The sequence below is a fragment of the Acinetobacter towneri genome (assembly GCF_001758345.1).
Taxonomy (GTDB): Bacteria; Pseudomonadota; Gammaproteobacteria; order Pseudomonadales; family Moraxellaceae; genus Acinetobacter; species Acinetobacter towneri_A.
Genome location: NZ_MKQS01000022.1, coordinates 1 through 25,344, shown reverse-complemented (window position 1 = coordinate 25,344; position 25,344 = coordinate 1). Strand labels below are relative to the sequence as shown.

General features: G+C 41.2%; 22 protein-coding genes and 1 pseudogene. 15 read left to right on the top strand and 8 right to left on the bottom strand.

Features of this window, described 5'->3' with window-relative positions; translation table 11 throughout:
* Positions 1-97 precede the first annotated feature (97 nt).
* The 3 genes from tkt to BJN41_RS10915 all read left to right on the top strand — a co-directional run bounded on the left by tkt (position 98) and on the right by BJN41_RS10915 (position 3,286).
* Positions 98-2,086: a transketolase gene (gene tkt / locus BJN41_RS10925; RefSeq protein WP_070155202.1), complete on the top strand. Its 1,989-nt coding sequence runs from the start codon at positions 98-100 to the stop codon at positions 2,084-2,086.
* 152 nt (positions 2,087-2,238) lie between these two features.
* Positions 2,239-2,454, top strand: coding sequence for a hypothetical protein (locus BJN41_RS10920; protein WP_004976879.1), 216 nt, complete (start codon positions 2,239-2,241; stop codon positions 2,452-2,454).
* A 247-nt stretch (positions 2,455-2,701) separates the two neighbouring features.
* Positions 2,702-3,286 (top strand): YceI family protein, encoded by a 585-nt coding sequence (locus tag BJN41_RS10915; RefSeq protein ID WP_070155200.1) that lies wholly within the window; start codon positions 2,702-2,704, stop codon positions 3,284-3,286.
* A gap of 84 nt (positions 3,287-3,370) precedes the next feature.
* Here BJN41_RS10915 and BJN41_RS10910 read toward each other — a convergent pair whose 3' ends face one another.
* Together BJN41_RS10910 and BJN41_RS10905 are read right to left on the bottom strand one after the other, a co-directional pair.
* Positions 3,371-4,081, bottom strand: coding sequence for a glutamine amidotransferase (locus BJN41_RS10910; RefSeq protein ID WP_019837399.1), 711 nt, complete (start codon positions 4,079-4,081; stop codon positions 3,371-3,373).
* Positions 4,082-4,318: 237 nt separating this feature from the next.
* Positions 4,319-5,830 (bottom strand): aldehyde dehydrogenase family protein, encoded by a 1,512-nt coding sequence (locus BJN41_RS10905; RefSeq protein WP_019837400.1) that lies wholly within the window; start codon positions 5,828-5,830, stop codon positions 4,319-4,321.
* 245 nt (positions 5,831-6,075) lie between these two features.
* On the opposite strand from BJN41_RS10905, the gene BJN41_RS10900 reads away from it, so the two are divergent.
* A complete protein-coding gene (locus BJN41_RS10900; RefSeq protein WP_070155198.1) occupies positions 6,076-7,257 on the top strand; it encodes a transcriptional regulator in 1,182 nt (393 codons plus the stop codon).
* A 57-nt stretch (positions 7,258-7,314) separates the two neighbouring features.
* Here the strand turns inward: BJN41_RS10900 and BJN41_RS10895 are convergent, their stop codons facing one another.
* Both BJN41_RS10895 and mdh read right to left on the bottom strand, forming a co-directional pair.
* Complete coding sequence (locus BJN41_RS10895; RefSeq protein ID WP_070155196.1) at positions 7,315-8,313, bottom strand: alpha/beta hydrolase; 999 nt, start codon at positions 8,311-8,313, stop codon at positions 7,315-7,317.
* Positions 8,314-8,560: 247 nt separating this feature from the next.
* Positions 8,561-9,733 carry an iron-dependent methanol dehydrogenase gene (gene mdh, locus BJN41_RS10890; protein WP_070155194.1) on the bottom strand — a complete coding sequence of 391 codons (1,173 nt, stop codon included), beginning with the start codon at positions 9,731-9,733 and terminating at the stop codon, positions 8,561-8,563.
* A 456-nt stretch (positions 9,734-10,189) separates the two neighbouring features.
* Here mdh and BJN41_RS10885 point away from each other — a divergent pair, with 456 nt between their 5' ends.
* The 5 genes from BJN41_RS10885 to BJN41_RS10865 all read left to right on the top strand — a co-directional run bounded on the left by BJN41_RS10885 (position 10,190) and on the right by BJN41_RS10865 (position 16,795).
* Complete coding sequence (locus tag BJN41_RS10885; RefSeq protein WP_070155193.1) at positions 10,190-12,193, top strand: hypothetical protein; 2,004 nt, start codon at positions 10,190-10,192, stop codon at positions 12,191-12,193.
* An 89-nt stretch (positions 12,194-12,282) separates the two neighbouring features.
* Complete coding sequence (locus BJN41_RS10880; RefSeq protein WP_070155191.1) at positions 12,283-13,995, top strand: AAA family ATPase; 1,713 nt, start codon at positions 12,283-12,285, stop codon at positions 13,993-13,995.
* Positions 13,996-14,131: 136 nt separating this feature from the next.
* Entirely contained in the window at positions 14,132-15,115 is a 984-nt protein-coding gene (locus BJN41_RS10875; RefSeq protein ID WP_070155189.1) for an ion transporter, read from the top strand.
* A gap of 36 nt (positions 15,116-15,151) precedes the next feature.
* A complete protein-coding gene (locus tag BJN41_RS10870) occupies positions 15,152-15,580 on the top strand; it encodes a hypothetical protein (protein ID WP_019837407.1) in 429 nt (142 codons plus the stop codon).
* Between the two features lie 294 nt (positions 15,581-15,874).
* On the top strand, positions 15,875-16,795 hold the full coding sequence (locus BJN41_RS10865; protein WP_070155187.1) for a LysR family transcriptional regulator: 921 nt from the start codon (positions 15,875-15,877) through the stop codon (positions 16,793-16,795).
* 368 nt (positions 16,796-17,163) lie between these two features.
* On the opposite strand, the gene BJN41_RS10860 is transcribed toward BJN41_RS10865, so the two are convergent.
* Complete coding sequence (locus BJN41_RS10860) at positions 17,164-17,619, bottom strand: DUF441 domain-containing protein (protein ID WP_026438149.1); 456 nt, start codon at positions 17,617-17,619, stop codon at positions 17,164-17,166.
* A gap of 157 nt (positions 17,620-17,776) precedes the next feature.
* On the opposite strand from BJN41_RS10860, the gene BJN41_RS10855 reads away from it, so the two are divergent.
* Complete coding sequence (locus BJN41_RS10855; protein WP_070155185.1) at positions 17,777-18,499, top strand: pseudouridine synthase; 723 nt, start codon at positions 17,777-17,779, stop codon at positions 18,497-18,499.
* A gap of 86 nt (positions 18,500-18,585) precedes the next feature.
* On the opposite strand, the gene BJN41_RS10850 is transcribed toward BJN41_RS10855, so the two are convergent.
* The 3 genes from BJN41_RS10850 to BJN41_RS10840 all read right to left on the bottom strand — a co-directional run bounded on the left by BJN41_RS10850 (position 18,586) and on the right by BJN41_RS10840 (position 20,502).
* Positions 18,586-19,029 (bottom strand): GNAT family N-acetyltransferase, encoded by a 444-nt coding sequence (locus BJN41_RS10850; RefSeq protein ID WP_026438150.1) that lies wholly within the window; start codon positions 19,027-19,029, stop codon positions 18,586-18,588.
* Between the two features lie 91 nt (positions 19,030-19,120).
* Positions 19,121-19,477 carry a type II toxin-antitoxin system RelB/DinJ family antitoxin gene (locus BJN41_RS10845; RefSeq protein WP_070155183.1) on the bottom strand — a complete coding sequence of 119 codons (357 nt, stop codon included), beginning with the start codon at positions 19,475-19,477 and terminating at the stop codon, positions 19,121-19,123.
* 110 nt (positions 19,478-19,587) lie between these two features.
* Positions 19,588-20,502: a pseudouridine synthase gene (locus tag BJN41_RS10840; protein ID WP_070155181.1), complete on the bottom strand. Its 915-nt coding sequence runs from the start codon at positions 20,500-20,502 to the stop codon at positions 19,588-19,590.
* Between the two features lie 216 nt (positions 20,503-20,718).
* Here BJN41_RS10840 and tsaE point away from each other — a divergent pair, with 216 nt between their 5' ends.
* From tsaE to BJN41_RS10815, 5 genes and pseudogenes are all read left to right on the top strand, one after another.
* Positions 20,719-21,195 (top strand): tRNA (adenosine(37)-N6)-threonylcarbamoyltransferase complex ATPase subunit type 1 TsaE, encoded by a 477-nt coding sequence (gene tsaE / locus BJN41_RS10835; RefSeq protein WP_019837415.1) that lies wholly within the window; start codon positions 20,719-20,721, stop codon positions 21,193-21,195.
* Entirely contained in the window at positions 21,188-23,167 is a 1,980-nt protein-coding gene (gene mutL / locus BJN41_RS10830; protein ID WP_019837416.1) for a DNA mismatch repair endonuclease MutL, read from the top strand. The genes tsaE and mutL overlap by 8 nt, the downstream gene beginning before the upstream one ends.
* A gap of 6 nt (positions 23,168-23,173) precedes the next feature.
* Positions 23,174-24,118: a tRNA (adenosine(37)-N6)-dimethylallyltransferase MiaA gene (gene miaA, locus BJN41_RS10825; RefSeq protein ID WP_070155179.1), complete on the top strand. Its 945-nt coding sequence runs from the start codon at positions 23,174-23,176 to the stop codon at positions 24,116-24,118.
* Positions 24,119-24,210: 92 nt separating this feature from the next.
* The gene (hfq, locus tag BJN41_RS10820) at positions 24,211-24,705 is read left to right on the top strand and encodes an RNA chaperone Hfq (protein WP_070155177.1); all 495 of its coding nucleotides are present in this window, start codon (positions 24,211-24,213) and stop codon (positions 24,703-24,705) included.
* Positions 24,706-24,938: 233 nt separating this feature from the next.
* A pseudogene (locus BJN41_RS10815) lies at positions 24,939-25,344 on the top strand (transposase); the annotation flags it as partial.

Genomic DNA, 25,344 nt, shown 5'->3' with positions numbered 1-25,344 from the left:
TAGGCTTTACCCCTCAGGCGTTTTTTTGAGAGAATAGCGGCTGTTTTGAATTCTATTCATCTTCTTCTATTTAACGATTTTTTGTGGACTCTGACCTATGACGACCCCGCTTAACGAACGTCGTATTGCAAACGCAATTCGTGTATTGGCAATGGATGCTGTGCAAAAAGCAAATTCAGGACATCCAGGTGCACCGATGGGGATGGCAGATATTGCCGATGTGGTGTGGCGTGAATTTTTGAATCACAACCCAACCAATCCACAATGGGCAAACCGCGACCGTTTTGTACTGTCTAATGGTCATGGTTCAATGTTGCAATATGCGTTGTTACATTTAACAGGTTATGATCTTTCAATCGAAGATTTAAAAGCGTTCCGTCAGTTACACTCTAAAACACCTGGCCACCCAGAATTAGGTTATGCACCAGGGATTGAAACCACCACTGGTCCACTCGGTCAGGGGATTGCCAATGCTGTTGGTTTTGCTTTAGCAGAAAAAACATTGGCTGCACAATTTAATAAAGAAGATATTCAAGTTGTAGATCATTTCACTTATTGTTTCTTGGGTGATGGCTGCTTAATGGAAGGTGTTTCTCACGAAGCATGTTCTTTGGCAGGTACTTTAGGTTTAGGCAAGCTGGTTGTTTATTATGATGATAACGGCATTTCTATTGACGGTGAAGTAGAAGGCTGGTTCTCTGACGATACAGAACAGCGTTTCTTATCTTACGGTTGGCAAGTCCTGAAAGTTGCTGGTCACGACGCCGATGCAATTCGTGCTGCTACAGTCGAAGCAAAAGCTGAAACACAAAAACCAACCCTTATTATTTGTAAAACTGTGATCGGTTTAGGTTCACCAAACAAACAAGGTAAAGAAGACTGTCACGGTGCCCCATTAGGCCATGACGAAATTGCTTTGACGCGTCAAGCATTAGGCTGGACAGATGAAGCGTTTGTTATTCCTGAAGATGTATATGCTGCTTGGGACGGTAAAGCGAAAGGTGCAGCAGTAGAAGCGGCATGGAATACAACTTTTGACGCTTATGCAGCAAAATATCCAACTGAAGCTGCTGAACTTAAACGCCGTTTAAGTGGTGAATTACCAGCAGAATTTATTGCGCAGGCAGATGCTTTTATTGCTGAAACCAATGCCAAAGCTGAAACTATTGCAACGCGTAAAGCCAGCCAAAATACGTTGCAAGCATTTGGTCCATTATTGCCTGAGTTATTGGGTGGTTCTGCAGACTTGGCAGGTTCAAACTTAACTCTTTGGAAAGGTTGCCAAGGCGTTCAGGACAATGCAGCAGGCAACTATGTGCACTATGGTGTACGTGAGTTTGGTATGACTGCTATTGCAAATGGTATAGCACTTCACGGTGGTTTTATTCCTTACGTAGCAACATTCTTAATGTTTATGGAGTATGCGCGTAATGCTGTGCGTATGTCTGCATTAATGAAGCAACGTGTTATTCATGTGTATACTCACGATTCGATTGGTTTGGGTGAAGATGGTCCAACACATCAACCGATTGAGCAAATTGCATCTTTACGAACTACGCCAAACTTAAATACATGGCGTCCTGCAGACACCGTTGAAGCGGCTATTTCCTGGAAATCTGCTTTAATGCGTTCAGAAGGCCCAACGGCATTAATTTTCTCACGTCAAAACTTGCCATTCCAAACCCGAACTCAAGCTCAAATTGAGAACGTGGCAAAAGGTGGTTATGTCTTGGCTGAAGAAAAAGGTGAATTGAAAGCCATTATTATTGCAACAGGTTCAGAAGTGGGCTTGGCAATGGAAGCATACGCACAGCTTGAAGGTGTACGTGTCGTGTCTATGCCGTGTGCAGAAGAATTTGTGAAGCAAGATGCAGCATATCGTGAAGCGGTATTGCCATCCCAAATTCGTGCACGTGTTGCGGTTGAAGCAGCGCATGTAGACTACTGGTGGAAGTTTGTCGGCTTAGACGGTAAAGTGATTGGTATGACAACTTATGGTGAATCCGCACCTGCAAAACACTTGTATCAGTACTTTGGCATTACCACTGAAGCGGTTGTTGCTGCAGTAAAAGAATTAACAGCTTAATTTTTTAATTTAAGTGTTTCTAAAGGCGTTCCTGCAAAGGGACGTCTTTTATTTTGCAAATTTGTTGGGTGGTCAATCCGATGATCCAACAAATTTTGTCAGTGTAAGTCAGGTTTGTGAATAAACCTCTGTGTAATTGAGTGAGATGATAAATGAGTTTGTACGAGCAAATTAATGATGAAGTCACTTTAATGGATGCGGGTGAGCAAAAGTGGATTGGACAAGACTTACCACTTGAAGCTATGGTGGCAGTAGAGTTGTTATTACAGGATTTAGCTGAAGATCAGCAAATCAAAATTCGCCGTAAGAACCATGAAAAGCAATCAGGTTTAAAGCAGGTTGACCGCATTTTGATTGAGAAACTTTAATCTATTGCGATGCATTCGAGACATTAGTGGATGTATCATCCAAAATAGCTTTATTCTATGCGTAGGGTAAAGCTTTTTTATTCAATATCATTGCCTTCTAAATTCGATATAAAATACACACGCATATTTTAAAAATTTATCGTTTCAGTCATGCAACATATCGTTTTATCTTTAATCCTGTATTTGCAGCAAAAATCTATAAACTAAACCTCATTGAAACTTATCAACACTATTAGAGATGAACAATATGAACATGAAATCACTTGCTTTAGGTTTGGCTATCGCATCTGCAGCAACCATGACAATGGCTAAACCAGTGGCTTATCAAATTGACCCAACGCATACGGCTACTGTATTTACTTGGGATCATTTTGGTTTTTCTACGCCATCAGGTAACTTCTCAAACATTCAAGGTACCATCAACATTGATGAGAAAAAACCAGCGAACTCATCTGTGAATGTCACGATTCCATTAAGCAGCATCAACACCAACGTAAAAGCTTTAGATGAGCACTTAATGGCAGCAGATTGGTTTGATGCAGCAAAATATCCAACCATTACTTTTAAAAGTACCAAAGTTGTAACTCAGGACAAAAAGAACTTTAAAATCACAGGTGATTTAACCGTGAAAGGTGTAACGAAACCTGTAGTTCTGGATGCGGTACTGAACAAACAAGGTCCACATCCAATGACCAAAGCGGCAACGGTTGGTTTTAATGCTACCACGTCATTTGACCGTTCAGCATTTGGTATCGCTGGTTTTGTACCTAATGTAGGTGATAAAATTACTGTAAACATCACGACTGAAGCTTCTGTTGCTGCGAAAAAATAATCGCAAGAACAGCTAAAAAAGCACCCGCTTCAGGGTGCTTTTTTTATGACGATGATAAATGTAAGGGCAATCTAAAGCTTCCGGTCAGCTTTGAGATTTTAAGCCGGCTAGAAACTGGCTCAGAACCGTCGCGCTGACCTGTTGCAGTTGCGGCGCGTATAGCTGATGATTGGCGCGTAAGGTGGGAATATCAATCTGGGCCTGACGTAATTCACAGGTATGGCCAATCAGCCATTTTTCTAAACTGTCTGCAGCAACTTCAGCGTGAAATTGTAATGCCAGAATATGTGGTCCGACCCGAAAGGCCTGATTCGGATACAGGTCGGAGCTGGCCAGTAATTCAGCCTGTACTGGTAAATCAAAAGTATCACCATGCCAATGTAAAACCGGTGTGTTGGCTAATGCCGCCAGTGGATGATGGACGGCATCTGCCAGACTGAGCGTACTCCAGCCAATTTCTTTGGTATGGCCGGCATAGACTTTGGCACCCAAGGCATGAGCAATGAGCTGTGCACCCAAACAAATACCAATAGTGGGTAACTTCTTTTCTAAACGTACTTTTAGTAAGTCTATTTCTTGTTGTAAGAAAGGATAGTCTGTGATTTCATAAACGCCAATTGGGCCACCTAAAATAATCACTAATCCTTCATGTGCAAACGCCTTTTCTAGATTTTCCACACCAGCTTCAAAATACCGTACCCGTAAACCTTGTTCATACAGGACATCTTCCCACGCGCCGAGGTCTTCAAATGCAAGATGTTGAATGGCATAGACAGTGTCGGGTAAATCGAACATGGCAGATACTTTAGGCTGAAAGGGAGATTTAATGTAACGTGAAATAATCCTGAACTAAAGTGTAATACTTTAATAAAGGATAGATTTTTAATTTGATCTTCCGGTTTATACCACGCTGAAAGAGCGTGCTGCGAAAGTCATAGCATTTTATGTCGCAATAAAAACGCCCGATGCAAATACATCGGGCGCAGCTTGAAACAGTAACTTCAACGCTGTTGGAATCTTAAAGACAAGTCTTTAGAAGAAGCCAGCAGGTTTAGTTGAGTAGCTCACCAACAAGTTTTTGGTTTGTTGATAATGTTCTAACATCATCTTGTGGTTTTCACGGCCAATACCTGATTTTTTATAACCACCGAAAGCGGCATGCGCAGGGTAGATGTGGTAACAGTTCGTCCAAACGCGACCAGATTGAATAGCACGACCTGCACGGTAAGAAGTGTGCGCAGAACGTGACCAAACACCTGCACCTAAACCGTAAATGGTGTCATTGGCAATTTTAATGGCTTCATCAAAGTCTTTAAATGTAGTCACAGAAAGCACTGGGCCGAAAATTTCTTCTTGGAAAATTTTCATGTCATTGGTGCCTTTGAAAATTGTCGGCTCAATATAGAAACCACTGCCAACTTCATGACGTTCACCGCCACCCGTTAAGACTTGCGCACCTTCGGCACGACCTGTCGCAATACAACCCAAGATTTTATCTTGTTGTTCTTGTGACGCCTGCGCACCAATCATGGTTTCAGTATCAAGCGGGTGACCTGTTTTAATACGTTTAACACGTTCGATGGCTTTTTCAAGGAAACGGTCAGCAATACTTTCCTGTACGAGCGCACGTGATGGACAAGTACAAATTTCACCCTGATTCAGCGCAAACATAGCAAAGCCTTCGAGTGCTTTGTCTAGGTAGTCGTCTTCTTGCGCCATAACATCTTCAAAGAAAAGATTTGGAGATTTACCACCAAGCTCCAAAGTCACTGGAATGATGTTTTCAGTGGCGTATTGCATGATCAATTGACCGACCTGAGTCGAACCTGTGAATGCAATTTTGGCAATACGTGGATTGGTTGCCAATGGGCGACCAACTTCTACGCCGTAACCATTGACTACGTTTAGTACGCCAGCAGGCAATAAATCTTGAATCAGTTCGACTAAAACTAAAATGCTGGCAGGGGTTTGCTCTGCAGGTTTAAGTACAATACAGTTACCGGCAGCCAAAGCAGGTGCAAGTTTCCATGTTGCCATTAAAATAGGGAAGTTCCATGGAATAATTTGCCCTACAACGCCCAATGGCTCATGGAAATGATAGGCAATGGTATCTTCATCAATTTCAGAAATTCCGCCTTCTTGGGCACGAATACAGCCCGCAAAATAACGGAAATGGTCAATCGCCAATGGAATGTCGGCAGCCAATGTTTCACGAACAGGCTTACCATTATCCCAAGTTTCGGCAACTGCCAATAACTCTAGATTTTGTTCTAAACGATCTGCAATTTTTAACAAAATGTTAGAACGCGTTGTTGGAGATGAGCTGTTCCATTGCGCTTTGGCTTTATGGGCTGCATCTAAAGCCAGTTCAATGTCTTCTGCCGATGAACGTGGGACTTTGGTAAATACTTTGCCATCCACAGGAGAGATATTTTCAAAATATTCACCTTTTACAGGGGCGACCCACTCGCCACCAATAAAGTTTTCGTATTGTGCTTTGAATTGAACTTTTGAACCGGGTTGATTGGGATCTACGTAACGCATAATTCTCTTCCTTTGATGGTTTTTTATAATCTGCCGTCATCTTTACCTTTTAGCACAATCCTGTGTCTAAAATCAGGTTAAATTTACGGCTAAGGTATAAGGTACTTTGGTACGCTATTTGTTTAGCATACCAATATAAGGTTGGAAAAAGGTTGGAAAGTTGCAGGTTTACAAGCAATGAACAAATCCTTACAAAAGTAAGCGGTACAATGGATGTAATGCCCACAGGATTGTGAGAATCAATAATGATGAAAAAACAAGACCTATTGGAAAAAAGACAGCATATTGAACAATTTAGACAAAGCAGCAGTTTATCGCCGCTGCATGCGCAGCAAATTCAGCAGAGTATTTTAAAATCATGGCAACGCTCTCAAATTGCTGAAATTCCTGTTGATCGGTTGGCAGCCCCGTTAAATTATAGTCTAACGCATACACATGGTGGTTCGGCCTTACAACGTGCTGTGCAAAACTGTGCAGAAGATTTAAGACATATCGCACAGCAGTCCGACATGGTGGCAGCCGTGGGCGATGTGGGCAGTACAATTATTTGGACGGCAGCGAGTGCGCAAATGCGTAATGTGGCGGAACAGGTGCATTTTGTAGAAGGCGGGCAGTGGCGTGAAGAGTTGGTGGGTACCAATGCTTTGGCTTTGTCACTTAAAACTCAGCAAGCAAGTTGTGTGTTTTCCAGTGAACACTTTATGTCATCGTTACATGACTGGGTTTGTTATGCAGCGCCTATTTTAGACCCTTATTCCAAACAAGTATTGGGTGTAATTGATTTATCGACTACTTGGAAAAACCATAACAGTTTGGGGATGTTGGCAGCAGAACGCTGTGCTTCTTTGATTCAAAATGCACTGCTTGATCAGCAAAAACAGCAGCTTTATATTCGCGCGTTTCGCGTGCCACAGGTGTTATTTAATGGCAAAGTGGTGGTGATGACACCGCGTCAAATTGAAATATTGGTGATTTTAGCACTTTGTCCACAAGGCATGAGTTTAGATACTTTACACCAAGCTCTATATGGTGAGCGTAAAGTCAGTATGGGCACGCTTAAAGCTGAGATGTCTCAATTACGTGATATTCTAGGCGGGATGCTTGGTTCGCGTCCTTACCGAATTTTGGCGCATATAGAAGCCGATTTTTTACAAGCCGAGCAGGCTTTAGATGCTGGTTATGTGCAGTCTGCCTTACAAACGTGTGCAGGAGTATTTTTGGCGAAAACTGAAAGTCCATTTTTATGTGCATGGCGAGATTGCTTAGAATCTCGCCTGAGTGATGCCATTTTTAATGCACAAGATACCGATGTATTGCTAAAACATTTGGCACGCAGCCCTGAAGCGATTGACGCAGTGGAGCGTTTAATTGAATTGATGCCCAAGGGGCATCCTGCACATCAAATTTTATTAAAATACACAGCTTAAGGGATGAATCAAGTCATTTAGCCGTTAATTCACTTCCTTTAGTTCTAGTTTTTAGTTTTATAGCCCCTTGCGGTTTAACCAGTMAAACAAGGACTGATACACTTCCGCGCGGACTTCTGGCGCAGAAAGCACCAAATCATGCACGCCATCTTCAATTTGGCAAAGCTGAATATCACCATGCATGTGATGCCCATATTTTTGCATATCTGCAACATCCAAAATTACGTCAGTGCGTTGCGCAATCTCATTCCATTGGCGTGGATAACTACTTTGACTCGCATGCATAATTAAGGTTGGTACACCCAAATGTACTACGCTAGCATGAATTTCTTTTTGCGCTTCATGAATTGCACGTACAAAACTTAATCGTACTTTAGGATAGCGTGGCTTTTTCCATTCCAAATTAAATAACCATTCACCATGATATTGCTTGTGTAGACTTGGTACATAAAATGGATTGAGGCGGCTTGGAAATTTCATTTCTGGCAGCAATTTGCCCAATTGGCTTAAGCGCGGAATACCGACTTTTTTCTCAATTTCGCTCATATTGAAATCATAAAAAGGGCTGTTGCACCATAAACCACGAATCAGTGGATGATTGGGATGATGTGCCACATATAACGTGGTGATTAATCCACCTGTTGAATGTCCCGCCAAAATCACTGAGTCATGTTCTTCTGCGGCAATTTGCTCAAGTGCAGCGGAAATTTCTGCATCATATTCAGACAAGCTGCGCACGTTGTACCAATGCTGATGTGACAAATGCGAACGCCCGTATTTGCGCAAATCTAAGGCATAAAAGTCGTAGCCGTACTGATTAAACTGGTCTGCCATTTCAGTTTGAAAGAAATAGTCAATAAAACCATGAATATAAAGTACGGCTTTACGGGTTTCTTGTTCAGCTTTTTTGCGTACCAAGGTAGCAATCACTTTGCCTTCATAATCAGATGGAAAATCCAGCGTCATTTGTTGGTAATCTGCACCCAAAATATCAGGTTGATAGCTTGGTGTTGTTTTTTGTTTTTTGCTTAACAGCATAAGGTGCTCGTCATCCATTTTATTTTGTCTATATCCTTGATGAGCTGTGCGCATTTGTCAAATTGAATTATGCAAACTCTCTGCATCTATAACGGTTTAGTTTTATGCTGAGAGTTCATTTTGTTCTGAACAGCAAAAAAAGCAGAACGCATCTGAGATGGTTCTACCAAAGGGAAGGATAAAAATAAAACAGCAAAAGAGGAAAATTGAAAAAAAGGATGGGAGATGCTGAGCAAATCTTGATTCACTCAGCAGGAGATTCAAATTACATCGCGGCTTTAAAAATTTCGACCACTTGTGCATGATTGGCTTTACGTGGGTTGGTGAGCATGCAGGCATCTTTTTGTGCATTTTCAGCCATAATCGCCAAGTCATCTTCTTTCACGCCTAACTCTGCTAAACCTGTTGGAATACCAATCGAGCTAGATAGTTCACGAATAGCATCAATCGCGGCATAAGCGGCTTCTGTGGTGGTTAATCCGTCAGTATTGACTCCCATCAATTCTGCAATATCTGCATAACGCTCAGGGCAGGCAATCAGGTTAAATTCGCAAACATGCGGCAGTAAAATTGCATTACAGACGCCGTGCGGCAAGTTGTAGAAACCACCGAGTTGATGCGCCATGGCATGCACATAACCCAATGAGGCATTATTAAATGCCATACCAGCCAAATATTGCGCATAGCTCATGGCATCACGTGCTTCAATATTTTCACCATTTGCCACGGCAGGGCTGAGCCACTGGCTAATCATACGAATAGCTTTTTCAGCACAGGCATCGGTAATAGGATTGGCTGCAGTTGAAACGTAGGCTTCTACAGCATGGGTTAAGGCATCCATGCCTGTTGCTGCGGTTAAACCTGCAGGTTTGGCGATCATGAGTTTTGGATCATCAATGGCGATAAGTGGTGTACAGCGCCAATCGACAATTGCCATTTTAACGTGCGTGTCTGTATTGGTAATAATACAGAAACGGGTCATTTCCGAAGCTGTACCTGCAGTGGTGTTAATGGCAATCAGTGGGGTCATTGGCACGGTACTTTTATCAATGCCTTCATAATCACGAATATGCCCACCACCTGCGGTCACTAAGCCAATGCCTTTGGCACAGTCGTGGGAAGAACCACCACCTAAGGACACAATAAAGTCGCAGTGATTGGCATTGTAGGCATCGACACCTTTATGTACGTTAATGTCGGTTGGGTTTGGCTCAGCACCTGCAAAGATATGGCTAGCAACGCCTGCTTCGGTGAGATAGCCTGCAATGGTATCGGCTACGCCAAATTTAAACAGTCCTTCATCTGTCACAATCAGGGCTTTTTTAGCACCTAAATTTTGCGCTCTTACGCCAATTTCTTTGGCACAACCAGGGCCGAAGAGAGACACACAAGGAATATAAAAACCGTTGGTTTGATCTGCAATATTTTTAAAAGCCATGCTCAGATTCCTTCTTGCATTGGGTATTGGAATAATGTGTTGTTATCGCGGTGTTGAACCGTGATTTGAGTATTCAATGCTTTGTGGTGAAATCCTACCTACCAAACACCAACCCTATTTTCTGAGTAAATAATGCAAACTAATCAATTGAAATTTATTTGTTTTTTAATGGGTTTTTATTTTTTCTGAAGTTGTGCGCAGGCTATAGGCAAGGGCTTAAATCTTGTTTATAGTGTTTTTGTATCTCTAATTTTAAGGTGTAGATACCGTTCACATAAATTTCAGGTGTAATTCAATTAATAAGTGGCTTAAGCTCGATTGAAGAATTGTCCACTTTTTGCAGATGGAAATAAAAAACAAAAAATAGGGATGTATCACGTGATGGGTCTAGTCGGTGCAATCAAATAAAAATAAGATGAGACTTAGATAGACCGCACTTAAGCATGAGGAGCGTATATGCAGCCAATTTGCCAGCATAGCCAGTTGCATGCCGTTGCACAGCAATTGGTTCGTATTTCCAGTGTGGCCGCAGAAATCTATAAAGATCAAATGGATCTGGTCGGGAATTTCACTTCACAAAATATGTTTCGGATTGATCCTATACTGCATCGTGTCGAATTACTAAATGGTCTGTTTAGTCTTGAATTTTATCCACCAAAATCGCATACACATTTAATAGAAACTCAGTTTGAATTTGCGGGACAACAGCAAGAGGTCTTAGAAGATTTTTTCTTACATGACGTGCATTTTTTGACAGGCGATTTAAAACCACAGCATTCCTTGTTTTTGCGTAATCAGGTGCAGCACTTGCGGCAATTAATTCTGCAGCAAGTGTATTTGTGGGTGAATGGTGCAGCACGGGTCAAGCAATTGTTGTTGCATTTAGATGCAATGCAGGCGCAAATTTTAGATCAGGCATTAATGCAGGCAGACGATCAGTATCAGCCCGTATTGACCAAATTTGTTCAGCAAGGGCAGCCGATTCCTGAAGATGTTTTAACTGCTTTATCGACACTATGCGCTTTGGAATTTGTAGAGGGTGAAACCTTTTTGCCAGTGCAAGCACTGATGCAAAGTTATGATGATTTTTGTTTTAGTGCGGCAGAATTTTTACCTAAAGCCATGCATCGTATTTTAAGTATTTCATTTCCTGAACGATTTAATTTGCAGGATTTAATCGATCATCAGGACGATATTCGGCTGTTGTATCGACATGCCGAAGAACATAGTCATTTACTGGGGTTTGCACGTTTAATGCACCGTGAAGTGTGGCAGCGTTCTGATGCTTTGGCGAAATCGCATTTTTTAAAATCTTGCCCTTTAATTTGGCAAAAGAAAGTCGCCAAACTTCCATTATTTGATTATCCACGTGCGGTGAATTGGCTGTTTAAACAGTCTGCACAAGTGTTGGATTGGCTGAGTTTAAATATTCATCATACCAGTGTGCGGGTCGCAGTGACTGCGCTCAGTTTTGTCGATTGTAGTCAGGTACATCCACGGATTATTTTAGCGACATTTCAATATTTTCAATATTCTGCGGCGCGTATGTTTATTCAAAGCTGTAATGTGTATGCGACACAGCAGGCGTGGTTTGCGCATGCACATAATGTCAGTCTAATGCCACATGGCGAAAAACAATCTGTAGATGATCCACGCGTTGCGATTAGTCCTTCTATTTTGTATTTGGATGAATGGATGAATTTACTTAAAACCGTGGCGCAACACGATGAACATTTGGTCAAGCATGTATTTCGGCGTTTAAGTCGTGTCATGCAAAGTTATATGACTTATTTGCAGCAAATCACACAGGATTTACCACCCGCTTTGTTGGATTATATTCAGCCCGAGAGTCAGCAGCAGCGTGACTTTTATACAGTATTACAGCGTTATCAGCTTCAACCTGATGATTTTCGGCAGCGTTTTTATTTACGGGCGCAGCATACGCGAGTTTCAGTGTTTGACAGTTATGTGCGCGACTATTTACTAGAATATTTTGCAGCGCATACGCATATTCCTAAAAGTCTGAGTTGGTTGGGGCTGTTTCATCAGGCGGTGCGTTGGCATCAACAGGTCTACAAAGCAGAGCTGATGGCCAAATTAAAAGAGGAAATTCAATGCTGTGCATGGCAGGCCAAAAGCCCTATGCCGATGCTGAAGTTTTCAGGTTGGTGCTTTGAAGAAATGACTCATCTAGACCGTATTATTGAAGAATCACAAAACTTTAAACACTGTTTGGCACTGAGCTATGCCAAGCTAATGAGTGAAGGGCAATATGTGGCGTTTCACATGGCATCGCCACATTATGCGCAGCAATTGACCTTGGGTTGTCATTTTCGGCAAGGACAGCTTGAATTTGATCAGTTGGAATATCCGAATAATCAAAAAGCGGAACAGTTGCTGGTAACCATTGCAGAGCAGTTTATTGCATGGCTGAATCCACAATTGCCAGCTAAAGCATAAGAAAACAGTTGTCGTATTCGCAGACTTGAGCCTTAACTTTTGGGCAAAAACTCGTTAGGCTATAGCCGTTCAGCAATGGTATAGGTCTTATGAAACAGGAAACTGCACTTAAACTTTTAAAAGCAGGCGAAAATGTCTTTTTAACAGGCTCGGCTGGTGCGGGTAAAACCTATACCCTGAATCAATACATCAATTATTTAAAAGCGCGTAAAGTACCTGTAGCCATCACTGCATCTACTGGCATTGCTGCAACACACATGAATGGCATGACCATTCACACGTGGGCAGGCATTGGTATTAAAGATTTTTTGTCCGATGCTGACCTGAAAAATATGAAAGAGCGCAAATATCTGAAAGAACATTTAGAAAATGCGCAAGTGCTCATTATTGATGAAATTTCGATGTTGCATGCCAAGCAACTGAATTTGGTTAATCAGGTTTTAAAATATTTTAAAGACAGTGATGACGTTTTTGGTGGTATTCAGGTGATTGTCGCGGGAGATTTTTTCCAGTTACCGCCTGTGGGGAAAAACGATGAGCGCAATCGTGACAAGTTCTGTTTTATGTCAGAGGCGTGGGTCGAAGCTAAATTTCGAGTCTGTTATTTAACTGAGCAGCACCGTCAGGGCGACGATTATTTAAATGACATTCTCAATGCAATTCGTGCACAAAGTATTGATCATCAACATATTCAGGCTTTGGAGCACACCCGCCATCAAGATATTGGCGACACTTTCACACGTTTATATACGCACAATATGGACGTGGACAATATCAACTTTAAGCATCTGAATGAAATTGAAACTGAGAGCAAGCAGTTTGATGCCGTGTGTGATGGCAATGAAAAGTTGATTGAAACGCTGAAATCATCCGTACGTGCGCCTGAAATTTTAAATCTAAAAAAACATGCCAAAGTGATGTTTGTTAAAAACAACTTCGATATGGGCTATATCAACGGCAGTTTGGGCGAAGTGATTGGCTTTGAAGAAGATGATGATCACGGCATTTTACCTAAAGTAAAATTGACCGATGGCACAGTATTGTTGGTCGAGCCTGAAACTTGGTCGGTGGATAATGATGCAGGCAAAACCATTGCCAGTTTCCAGCAAATTCCGCTGCGTTTGGCATGGGCAATTACCATCCACAAATCACAAGGTATGACCTTAGAAGCGGCAGAAATCAATCTTAGCCATACTTTTGAAAAAGGGCAGGGTTATGTGGCGTTGTCACGATTAAAATCGTTAAGCGGTTTGCGTTTATTGGGCTTTAATAGCCAAGCTTTGGAACTCGACAGTTTGTCGATTAAGGCAGACCGCCGTTTTCAGGAATTGTCTGAAGAAGCTGAAACACACTATGCGCTGATGGATTTAACACCACAACATAATGCATTTATTCGACATTGTGGTGGCACGTTGAACGAAACCGAAATTTTGCGCAATGAAAAGAAAATTGCCAAAGGTGGCAAAACCAACTATGCAACTGCTACATTGGATGAAACCCGTGCTCTATTTGAAGAAGGCTATGATATTCAGGATATTGCAGTAGAGCGTGGTTTAACTCCTGCAACCATTATCAACCATTTGGCACGTTTGCAAAAAGAACAAAATCTGGATATTTCAGTGGCACATCCAGGTGAAGAAGTGGTGGAAGAAGTTCGTAAAATTTATAAGCGTTTAATGAAACGTCAAAATGCAGAGCACTTCAGCGATGATGGCGCAATTAAACTGCGCCCGATTGTTGAAGCGACTAGTCCACGCATGGGCTATGACCAAGTGCGCTTGGCACTGTTGTTTATTCAGTAGTTGAGGATGGCTGTAAAGACTACAGGCTTTTGCGGAGTGGTCTTTTGCACAGTAAAACAGTACATAAAATAATTTCGATTGACGAAAAACTTCGGTTAAACTGCCATCACTGTAAGCCTTAAATATAATATTCGGTATGGCATTTACACCGTGGTACACCTTACGAAAATTTGTCTATAACAACTTACACGACGATGATTATGAAACATGGTTTAGTCGTTGCATTAACTATTTTTTAATTTTACTGATTTTAGGTAATGCCAGTGCGGTTATTTTAGAGTCAGTGAATGATGTCTATCTTGCCTATCAGGTATTTTTTGACCATTTTGAAAACTTTTCCATTGCGGTGTTTACGCTTGAATATTTGCTGCGGATTTGGAGTATTGCCGAAAAAGATCCCTTTGTTTCGCCATGGAAGCAGCGGGGAAAATGGCTGACCAGTGGTGGAGCAATTATAGATTTATTGGCAATTTTACCTGCTTATATTAACTTCTTCGTACATCTAGATTTACGTTTCCTCAGAATTTTACGTTTGCTGCGTTTGTTAAAATTGACACGTTACTTTGTATCTTTGCAAATTCTATTAAGAGTGATCGAGCGGGAAAAAGGGTCATTTCAGGCAGTTATTTTTATTCTCTCTATTATGATCGTAATGTCTGCAGCAGGTGTCTATGTCGTGGAAAGTAAGGCACAACCTGAAGCCTTTAGCTCGATTCCTGCTTCGATGTGGTGGGCAGTAGTGACCTTAACCACTGTTGGTTATGGCGATGTCACACCAATTACGCCTTGGGGCAGAATTTTAGGTGCGTTAATTACGGTATTGGGTGTCGGTTTGGCAGCATTGCCTGCAGGTATTTTAGCCACAGGTTTAGCCAACGAACTTGAACAACGCAAGCAGCATTTAGGGTTGAAATTTAGAGAGCTATTGCAAAATAGTGAGATTGATTTGTTAAATGATCAGGAAAAAATTGAAGATTTACGCAAACAAGTCGGTTTAACCACTGAACAAACCCAAGATATTTTATTGCAGTTAATTCGTGAACGTCGTGAAGAAGAGCTGCGTTTAGAACAGGAGCCTTATAAATACTGCCCACATTGTGGAGAGAAGTTGTTGGAATAAGCTAATATCTGAACTAGGCAAGCAAAGGGAGGGTGTATGCAATATTCAAAAAATACGATAGCGAAGGCTTTGTTTCTTGCCCCTTTGCCATTACTTTTTTGTATAGCGCTGTTTTTCATCGTGGTGAATCGTGAATATAGCTTATACGCTATTTCGGTGGTTTTTTTTGGGCATTTGCTTGTGTATTTAGTGTATTGCATTTTAATTGTGCCATTCACTTTTTTACTTTCTCTACTTTTAAACCGTTACCACGCTTTGAATTTATTGACGATTTGTATCAGTGCTTTTGTTTTCGCCAGCCCCTTTTTTATGTTACTGGGATGGGCACATACAGGTACGGTTTCGAGCGAGTGGTGGAAGATGTATCGTGATATCATTACTATTCTAATGGTCTTACTGCCAAGTGCGTGTTACTGGTTGTTTTTAATGAAATTTAATACAAATAATAATACAACAGCGAATTAATTTCAGTATTTATTTATCTATTGTGACAATGTGAATGATGACTCTAAAAATTTACGGTTTGACACACTAATCTGCATACTGAATGCCATACTATTTTTATGGAATTGTATTGATTTCGTAGTAAATATCATCGAATAAAAATAAAGATGAAGAAAACTCATTATTTCCATGCTAAGATTAAATTAATTCATTATTAAATTGAATCATGTTTGGCTTTGTTTTTTTATTTGGCAAAATAAAAATACGACCTAGGTCTAAACATGTAGTCAATAAGTTGAAAACTAGGAACAAGCAATGCTTGAAATTCGCCACTTAAAAACGCTGTCAGCCCTGCGTGAACATGGTTCTTTGGTTGCTGCCGCCAATGATTTATGTCTGACGCCATCTGCCATTTCTCATCAACTCAAAGAGTTAGATCATTGGTATGGTGTAGAAGTGGTGAATCGCCGTAGTCGCCCTGTGACATTTTCAAATGTCGGGCAGCGTTTATTGAAACTGGCCGATGACGTCTTGCCACAAATTCAAATTACCCAAACCGATATTACCCGCATTGTGCATGGGCAAACGGGACGGATTATTTTTTCTTCGGAATGTCATAGTTGTTTTGACTGGTTGATGCCGCTACTGAATCAATATCGACAGCAATACCCAGATGTAGACTTAGATTTTGCTTCAGGTTTTGAAGCCAATCCGCATGAATTATTGCAAACCGCAGAATTTGATTTATTGATTACTGCAGATCCGATTGCCTTAAAAGGAATCGAATATTTTCCAATTTTTGAATATGAATCGCGTTTGGTGTTGTCAAATACCCATCCTTTAGTACGTGCCGAGCGCATTACTGTGCAGGAGTTGGCAGAAGAAACCCTAATTACTTATCCTGTCGATAAACATCGTTTAGATATTATGTCTAAGCTATTCATTCCAGCCAATATTCAGCCTAAAGGAATTCGCACCACAGATTTAACCCAAATGTTGATTCAACTGGTGGCGAGTGGGCGAGGGATTGGTGCATTACCAGATTGGGTGGTGAATGAATATGAGCAAAAAGGCTGGGTGACTTCACGTCGTTTAGACTGTGTTGCTGCGGGAGGATTACGTCGTACTTTGTATGCGGGTTATCGTAGCGAAGAAAAAGAAAAGAGTTATTTTGAAGGCTTTTTGAAGCAATTAGAGAAATTTTCCCAAAAACGCACGCAGTATTATTCAAGTTAGATGTACTAATATCCGCATTGTAAAGTGGCTGCGAATGAATCCCTAAAAACACAGAGCTCATCTAAATCTTGATTAAAATCAGTGAGATGTTCTTGCTGACCTTGCCTTGCGACAATTATGGTAGAGCGTAGTGAGTTTGGTATGTAGGCTGACAAAGGATTTTGGATTGTTGCTACGGGTTTTATGGCAGCATTGCATATTGGCAAATTGCCACCGATTGTGCCCAACCTACGTGCTGAGCGCGGAGTTAGTCTTGTTCAAGCAGGTTTTTCTTGACTACACTCAGTGACCCTGCATTTATTGAAATTGGGTGATATAAGACGGTTAATCTAAATATAATCATCTAAACCGAGCGACCCAAATCAATGTTAAGAATAGCCAATAAACAATGTGAGAATCCCTGCAGCAATCAGTGGGCCAACAGGCACACCTCGTAGCACAGCAACACCTGCGACTGTACCAATCAATAAGCCTGCCACCACATCAGGTTGATTGGTCATGAGTTTTACTCCACGTCCACCCAACCATGCCACAAAAACACCAATTACAATCGCAAGTAAAGACTTCCAACTCAGGAATGATTTTAGAATTGCTTCACCTGGAAGCTTGCCACTGGCAATGGGTGTCAGTACACCAATGGTTAGAATGATAATGCCCAGATTTAAGCCATGCTGTTGCAAGAGTGGGAAAAATTCACTGAGCGGGGTAATTCTAAAAACAATCAATACTGCTGCAGCAATGGTCACAGCAGTATTTTGGCTGAAAACACCGCAAGCTAGTAGGACGATCAGCACCATTAGGTTAAGGTCTAATTGAGAGAGCATTGTGATTTATAAAGGGGAACCTGGAAAAGTTTAGCTATTGTAACGGTTTTCAATTGCAAACGGACAATGTACGCAATGTGCTCAGAATTTACGGTGTATTTGGTTTAGAATAGCTACAGCAAATGTACTTATACTTTTTATCATTAGGTCGCTCATCATGTTGTTGGAAAAAATGTTGCAATCACAAGGCTTTGGATCACGTAAACATTGCCAGCAACTCATTAAAAATGGTGCAGTCACCATTATGGGCGAAACCCAAACCAATCCTAAATTCACAATAAAAATTGCACCTGAAACGGTTTTGCAATTTTCGGTGTATGGGCAAAATTATCAATATCGCGAAAAGGTCTATATCGCCTTACATAAACCACAAGGCTATGAGTGTTCGCATCAGGCGACCCATCATTTTAGTGTGTTTGACTTGTTTGATTATGTATTGCTGAATCGCGGTTTGCAGTGTGTCGGACGTTTAGATCAGGATACAACAGGGCTGTTATTGCTGACGGATGATGGGCAGTTTCTACAAGCATTGACCCATCCTAAAAAACACGTAGCAAAAGTATATGCTATGCACACCGCAGACCCGATTAATGCAACACAAATTCAGCAACTTGAGCAGGGCGTCGCATTGCGCGATGAATCTGGGATATTTGCTGCAACAGAGGTACAGCAATTGGCAGAACATGAATTGCAGATGACCATTCATCAAGGCATTTATCACCAAGTTAAGCGGATGCTGGCAGCGGTGGGCAATAAAGTTGAAAAATTACATCGTCAGCAAGTCGGTACATTAAACTTGAATGATTTGGCTTTAGATGTAGGTGAATGGATGTATTTAAGCACTGAACAAGTCGAGTTGGCAAAAAGCCGTATGGAATAAATGAATTTCTGCTGAGTTTTTATCAATCGCTTGCGCTAGGCTAAATTTAATCTTTTGTCTAAAGCCGCAATCGTTAGGTCAGGTGACTATTTTAAAAAACAGTGGTAAGTTTGGAATTCATCATCTTTGACAAAGCCCATCTTTTCATACAATTGGTGGGATTGGTAATTACTTTTTTGTGTTTCAAGACTAATGCGCAGCGCATTTTCATGTCGTGCAAATAAAATTGCAGTATCAATGAGTTGTTTGGCCGAGCCTTGTCGTCTAAAAACAGGGGTGACATAAACATCATCTAAAATATAGTAGGTCGAACAGGCAACTGAAGAAAAGCCTAAATAAAGCAATACAAATCCAGTGATTTTTTGATCTTTGATATGAATGAAAATCACACTTTCCTGATTTTCAAAACGCTGTTTTAAGAATGCTGCTGAAAGGTTTAGATTCGAGGATGCACCATAAAACTGACGATACTCATCGAACAATACAGCAAGTTGGTCTAAGTCTTCTAAAGTGGCGCGTTTTACAATCATACGATACTCCATGCTTTTTATTGTCCTTGCATGAAGCATAGCTAAGTTTTTAAAGTAAATTTTTAAAGAATTGTTTAAAAATGCAACACTGTTAATTTTTGTCAGTTTCACCCAAAATAGCATTGAGTTCATCAAACAAGTCTAAATGTTCATCATCGAGTTCAAAATCTTCCACACTATTATTGCCAGTTACAGCTGCTTCAGTATTTGGATTTACATCTACTAGCGTTGCTTTTTGCTCTTGCTTTAATTTGCGTAACTTAATCAATTGTTCCAGATTAATATTCTGATTTTCAATTGAAAAGGGGATTGATTTAGTCAGCACGACTTGCTTAAAAAACAAACGTACTGCTTGTGCAGGCGTAATCCCCAACTGTTTAAACACAGCAAAGGCCTGTTTTTTCTCTTGAGAGTCCAAGCGTACTTGGTAGACTTCAGTTTTTCTCATAATTTTTAATATAAGGAAATAGATTTAAATTTTAGCAATATTGTAAACAATTCATTTGTAATTTCAATATGACTACAACGAAAATCCATTAATTTGTAATGACAAACATATTACAATGTCAGTTCTTGCTGTGCGCTAAAGTGGAATTGTTGCTGGCTAATCGGGTCAAAAAAACTTAAATGCTTAGCAAGCAGTTGTAGCGGTGCAGAAAAATCATCTGCTTGTTTGTGCTTTAAAATGGGATAAAACGGGTCGTTTTTAATCGCAATACCCAAGCTATTTAAATGCACACGTAGTTGGTGTTGCTTGCCTGTTGTAGGCTTTAATTCATATTTTGCCCAAGTCTGATTATGTTCAAGCAAACGAATTTCTGTTTTGCTGTTTGGTGTTCCTGCCACGACGTGCATCAAATAAAAAGGTTTGCCTTTTTCCATGCGTAATTGCACGGTACATGGTAGGGATAAATCTGCTTGATAAGGCGCAATGGCATGGTAGGTTTTTTGCACCTGACGTTCTGCAAATAATTGCTGATATACCGCCCGAGTTTCACGTTGTTTTGAAAAGAGTACTACACCTGCAGTTTCACGGTCTAAACGATGAATAGGCGTGAGCTGCTCATTCTGTGTTTGTTTTTTTAAGCGTACTAATAAGGTTTCTTGCACATATTGTCCCGTAGGGCTCATGGTCAAAAAATGCGGTTTATCTACAACCAATAAGTGTTCATTTTCAAATAAAATTTGATGCTGAAAAGGTACAGCAAATTCATGCGCTAAAAAGCGATAATAATAAATATCCTGATGCGCGCTATAAGGTGTGTCTAAATTTAAACGCTTACCTTCTGCATCATAAACCAAACCATCCTCAAAGCGTTGTTGCCATTCCTGTATAGAAATATGGGCAAACTGAGTACATAAATAATGAAAAATTGAGTCAGGTTGTGTGCTTAATTTGGGTAAATGTAATTTGCTGGCGCTCACACCATCGAGCATAGGTGGAACAAAGGTGTTGGAATGAGTTAACGTCATCTACAAATTGCTCATATTCAGGTGGGAGAGTTTCTTTTTCATCATATTGAAAATAGCCTAAGCAGTTCGGGTGCTAAGCTTAACAATATTGATTCATTGCCTTGTCTAAACTTGTTATAAATTGTCCACATTTACACAGATTTATCCATCAGTACATAGGCTTTAAAGCAGTGCGATGCTATCATAATTGGTCTTTTGAATCATGTCGTGAGCGTTATGCAGTATTCATTTAATTTGGCTTTAAATAATGAGCAAGATACCCAAAATCTGGCGCAGGTTTTGGCAACGCATTTTCGGTCGGGTGTGATTTATTTAATTGGTGATTTAGGCGCAGGAAAAACCACTTTATCGCGTTATTTTCTACAGCATTTGGGGCATCAGGGCGCGGTTAAAAGCCCAACTTACACCTTGGTGGAACCTTATCAAATACAAGGACAAGATATTTTTCATTTTGATTTATATCGCTTAAATGATCCTTATGAATTAGAGCTCATGGGCATCCGTGATTATTTAGAAACCCCAAATGCCTTGTTTTTATTTGAATGGCCATCAAAAGGTGGTGATGAAATTCCACCTGCAGATCTGATCATTGCAATTAAAAAATCGGAAGATGAATTCAGCCGTACCGCCACCCTAACTTCATCTTCGGCTGTATTACAACAAGCTTTGGAGCAAAAATTTAATCATGCCTAATGATGTGTTACTACGTCGGATCCACACGCTTGAACCTGCCTTAGCCAACCAAATTGCTGCGGGTGAAGTGATTGAGCGCCCTGCCTCTGTGGTCAAAGAGTTACTCGAAAACTCGATAGATGCAGGGGCAACCGAGTTGATTATTCGTGTGGCTCAAGGCGGTAGTACACTCATTGAAATTATTGATAATGGTCGTGGAATTCATGCCGAAGATTTACCTCTGGCGGTGACTCGTCACGCGACCAGTAAAATTCAAACGGCCGATGATTTACACGCTATTGTTAGTTTAGGCTTTCGTGGTGAGGCGTTGGCTTCAATTGCTGCTGTATCGCGTTTGACTTTGGTTAGTAGCCAAACTGAAGATGGTGTAGGCTATCAGGTTGAAGTCAATGGTACTGCTTTTGATCACCAACAAATTCAAGCTGTCGCTGCACCAAAAGGCACACATATTCGGGTGCAGGATTTATTTTTTAATGTGCCTGCACGACGTAAGTTTCTGAAAAAAGCAGGTACAGAATTTGGACATATTGAAGAAATTGTCCGTCGTTTGGCGTTGACACATTTTGATATTCGTTTTGTGCTAGAACACAACGACAGTATCAAACTGAATCTACCCATTGCAGATAGTGGCGAATTGCGTTTTCAGCGCGTGCAGCAACTTTTAGGGCGAAACTTTGTTGAAAATGCTTATTGGATTGATGCTGACAGTGTCACCATGCGCTTATCGGGTTGGGTGGGACACCCTTCCGATGCACGTTCACAAGCCGACTTGCAGTATGTGTATGTAAATGGACGTATTGTAAAAGACAAGACTATCTCGCATGCGTTGCGTATGGCATACGAAGGTATTTTGCATGGACATCAACATGCTGCGTATTTGCTGTTTTTAGAAGTTGAGCCTGAAAATATTGATGTCAATGTGCATCCGACCAAGCATGAAATTCGCTTTCTAAATCAGCGGGAAGTGCATGAATTTGTACGACATTATGCCAAAGAAACCTTGGCGCAATTTCAGACTGCAACAGCAGATTTAGCCACAGCCATGAAAGTCGATCCTGTAGAACAAGCTGCGCCTTATGTAGTGCAACCGCGTTATCAGGAACAATTTTTGCTGCACAAACATACCGAAGCGAACCCTCACAATTCCGAAGAATATTCAGTTGATGCGCACATTACGCAGTCTGACTTACAAGCGGGAAATGAGCTACTTACTGATTTTAATCAGAGCCAACCGCAGACAGTTCAATATAACCGACCTGTGCAGAGTAATTATCAAGGTTCGCAACAGCTCAACAATGCTTTAAAAAACTATCTCGCGCCTTTACGTGAACTGGATCAAGACTCAGCTAATCTTGCACAAACAACCACATCACCTGCGGTGGATGAGCATCCACTCGGCATCGCAATTGCGCAACTGCATGGTATTTACATTTTGGCGCAAAACAGTGAAGGCTTGATTATTGTAGATATGCACGCTGCGCATGAACGTATCGTTTTACAGCAGATGAAAGCTGCGTGGGATAAACCAGAGTTTTGGACTTCGCAGCAATTGCTCATTCCCAAAGTCATCAGCATTAGTCGTATGCAGGCCATGCGCGTAGATGATTTAAAACCACAATTGGCACGTTTAGGTTTGGATGTTGACCAATATGGCGATGAGCAAGTCATTGTGCGCGGTGTGCCAGCCATTTTGCATAAAGCAGATTTTGCAGAGTTGATTCCTGAATTACTGAATGATTTAGACCCAAATGATGAAGCGCAGGCATTACTGCAAAAACGTGATCATATTTTGGCGGGTATGGCGTGTCATAGCGCGGTGCGTGCACATCGGATGCTGAGTCTTTCTGAAATGAATGCCTTGTTACGTCAAATGGAACAAACTGAATTTGCCAGCCAATGTAATCATGGTCGTCCAACATGGCGTGCTTTTCCATTGGCTCAATTAGATAAACTTTTTGCTCGAGGAGAGTAGTGTTACATGTCAAAACAATTGCCGGTCATCAATTTAATGGGACCAACTGCAAGTGGTAAAACTGCTTTGGCATGTGAACTCTATGAATTAGGTCATTTTGAGCTAATTTCAGTCGATTCTGCGCTGGTTTATCGAGATATGGACATTGGTACAGCCAAACCAACTAAAGTGGAACAGGCGCGTTATCCGCATCATTTGATTGATATTATTAGCCCGCTTGAAGTTTATTCTGCTGCGCAGTTTGTGGAAGATGCCTGCGCCTTAATTGATGATATGCACGCACGTGGCAAAACCCCAATTTTAGTGGGTGGAACTATGCTGTATTTTAAAGCTTTGCTTGAAGGACTATCTTCCAATTTACCCAGTGCCAATTACGACGTCCGTGCAGAAATTGAAGATAAAGCTGCACGCGAAGGTTGGGAAGCGGTCTATGCAGAGTTATGTGCAGTAGATGCACTGGCGGGKGAAAAATTTAAGGKGTCAGATAAACAACGTATTATTCGTGCACTAGAAGTTTATAAATTAACAGGAACGCCAATTACCCTGCTTCAGGCAGAACAACCCAAAAATGTACCATATCGTTACACTTTTCATAACCACGCTTTGATGCCTGATCGGGTAGAATTACATCAGCGTATTCAAAAACGCTTAGAGATTATGTGGGAAATGGGTTTTTTGAATGAGGTGCGACATCTTATTGAAAATTACGATTTAGATGCTAATTTACCCTCTATGCGTTCAGTTGGCTATCGTCAAGCTTTAGAGTTTTTGCAAAAAGGTGATGAAAGTCGCGAAAAAATGCAGGAAATGGAGGATAAGGCGCTATTCGCAACACGACAACTCGCGAAACGTCAATATACTTGGCTCAGATCGTTGCAAGAATCGCATAAATTTCACACATATTTTACGATAAAGCAGGCTCAAGAAGACTTGCGAAACTGGTACGGATAAAGCAAAATTTACACACTGTCTTTTTTATAATTTTTAATTGAAAAATAAAGATAGTTTTTGCGCTGATTTTTAATTATTTTTGGAGTTATAACATGTCTAAAGGTCAAACTTTACAAGATCCGTTCTTAAATTCTCTCCGTAAAGAACGTATTCCTGTTTCCATCTTCCTTGTGAACGGTATTAAACTACAAGGTCACATTGAATCTTTTGACCAATATGTTGTTTTATTGAAAAACACAGTAAGCCAAATGGTTTACAAACACGCAATTTCTACAGTTGTTCCTGCACGTAACCCACGTCCAGCGGGTGCTCCAGCAGGCGGTCAAAGCGCAGGCTTCGGTGGTCAAGGTGGTGGCTTCGGTGGTCAAAGTGGTGGCTTTGGCGGTCAAGGTGGCTTCGGCGGTCAAGGTGGCTTTGGTGGTCAAGGTGGGTTCGGTGGTCAAGGTGGCTTCGGTGGTCAAGGCGGCGGCTTCGGTGGTCAAGGTGGCGGCTTCGGTGGTCAAGGTGGCTTCGGTGGTCAATCTGCAGGTGGCTTTGACAACGATTCTAAATTTGAAGAATCTCAAGAAGACGAGAATAATCGTTAATTGATTTTCAGAACAAAAAGCCTCTCATTTTGAGAGGCTTTTTTTATGTCTTACTCTTTTTCTGGTCAATTTACATACTATGATTTATAAGCTTAAGTGTAAGCGTGTGCTGAACCTCAAACCTATTTTTTGATTTTGATCGGGTTGCCACTGATGTGGCAGGGTAATCCCCCCTAAAAATAATAGGATCTAAAAGTAGAATTTTCTCTTAAGATACGAGCAGGAGATTCTGCATGAAAACATCTAAATTTACTGACAGTCAGATCATGTCCATCTTGAAACAGGCAGAATCTGGCACACCTGTAGCGACCCTTTGCCGTGAACACGGCATGAGTAATGATACCTTTTATAAATGGCGTGCCAAATATGGTGGTATGGATACATCATTAATGGCTCGACTGAAAGAGCTAGAAGCCGAAAATACCAGACTTAAAAAGATGTATGCGGAAGAGCGATTAAAGGCCGAAATCATCCAGGAAGCGATGGCAATGAGCAGCACTGCTGCGCAAGGGTAAAGCCATCTTGCCGGCGTAAGATGGCACAACAGGCAGTTGCCCAGCATGCCATTAGTATTCGTTTGGCTTGTAAAGCATTTGGCATTAGTGAAACCTGCTACCGCTATCAAGCCAAACTCAGCGA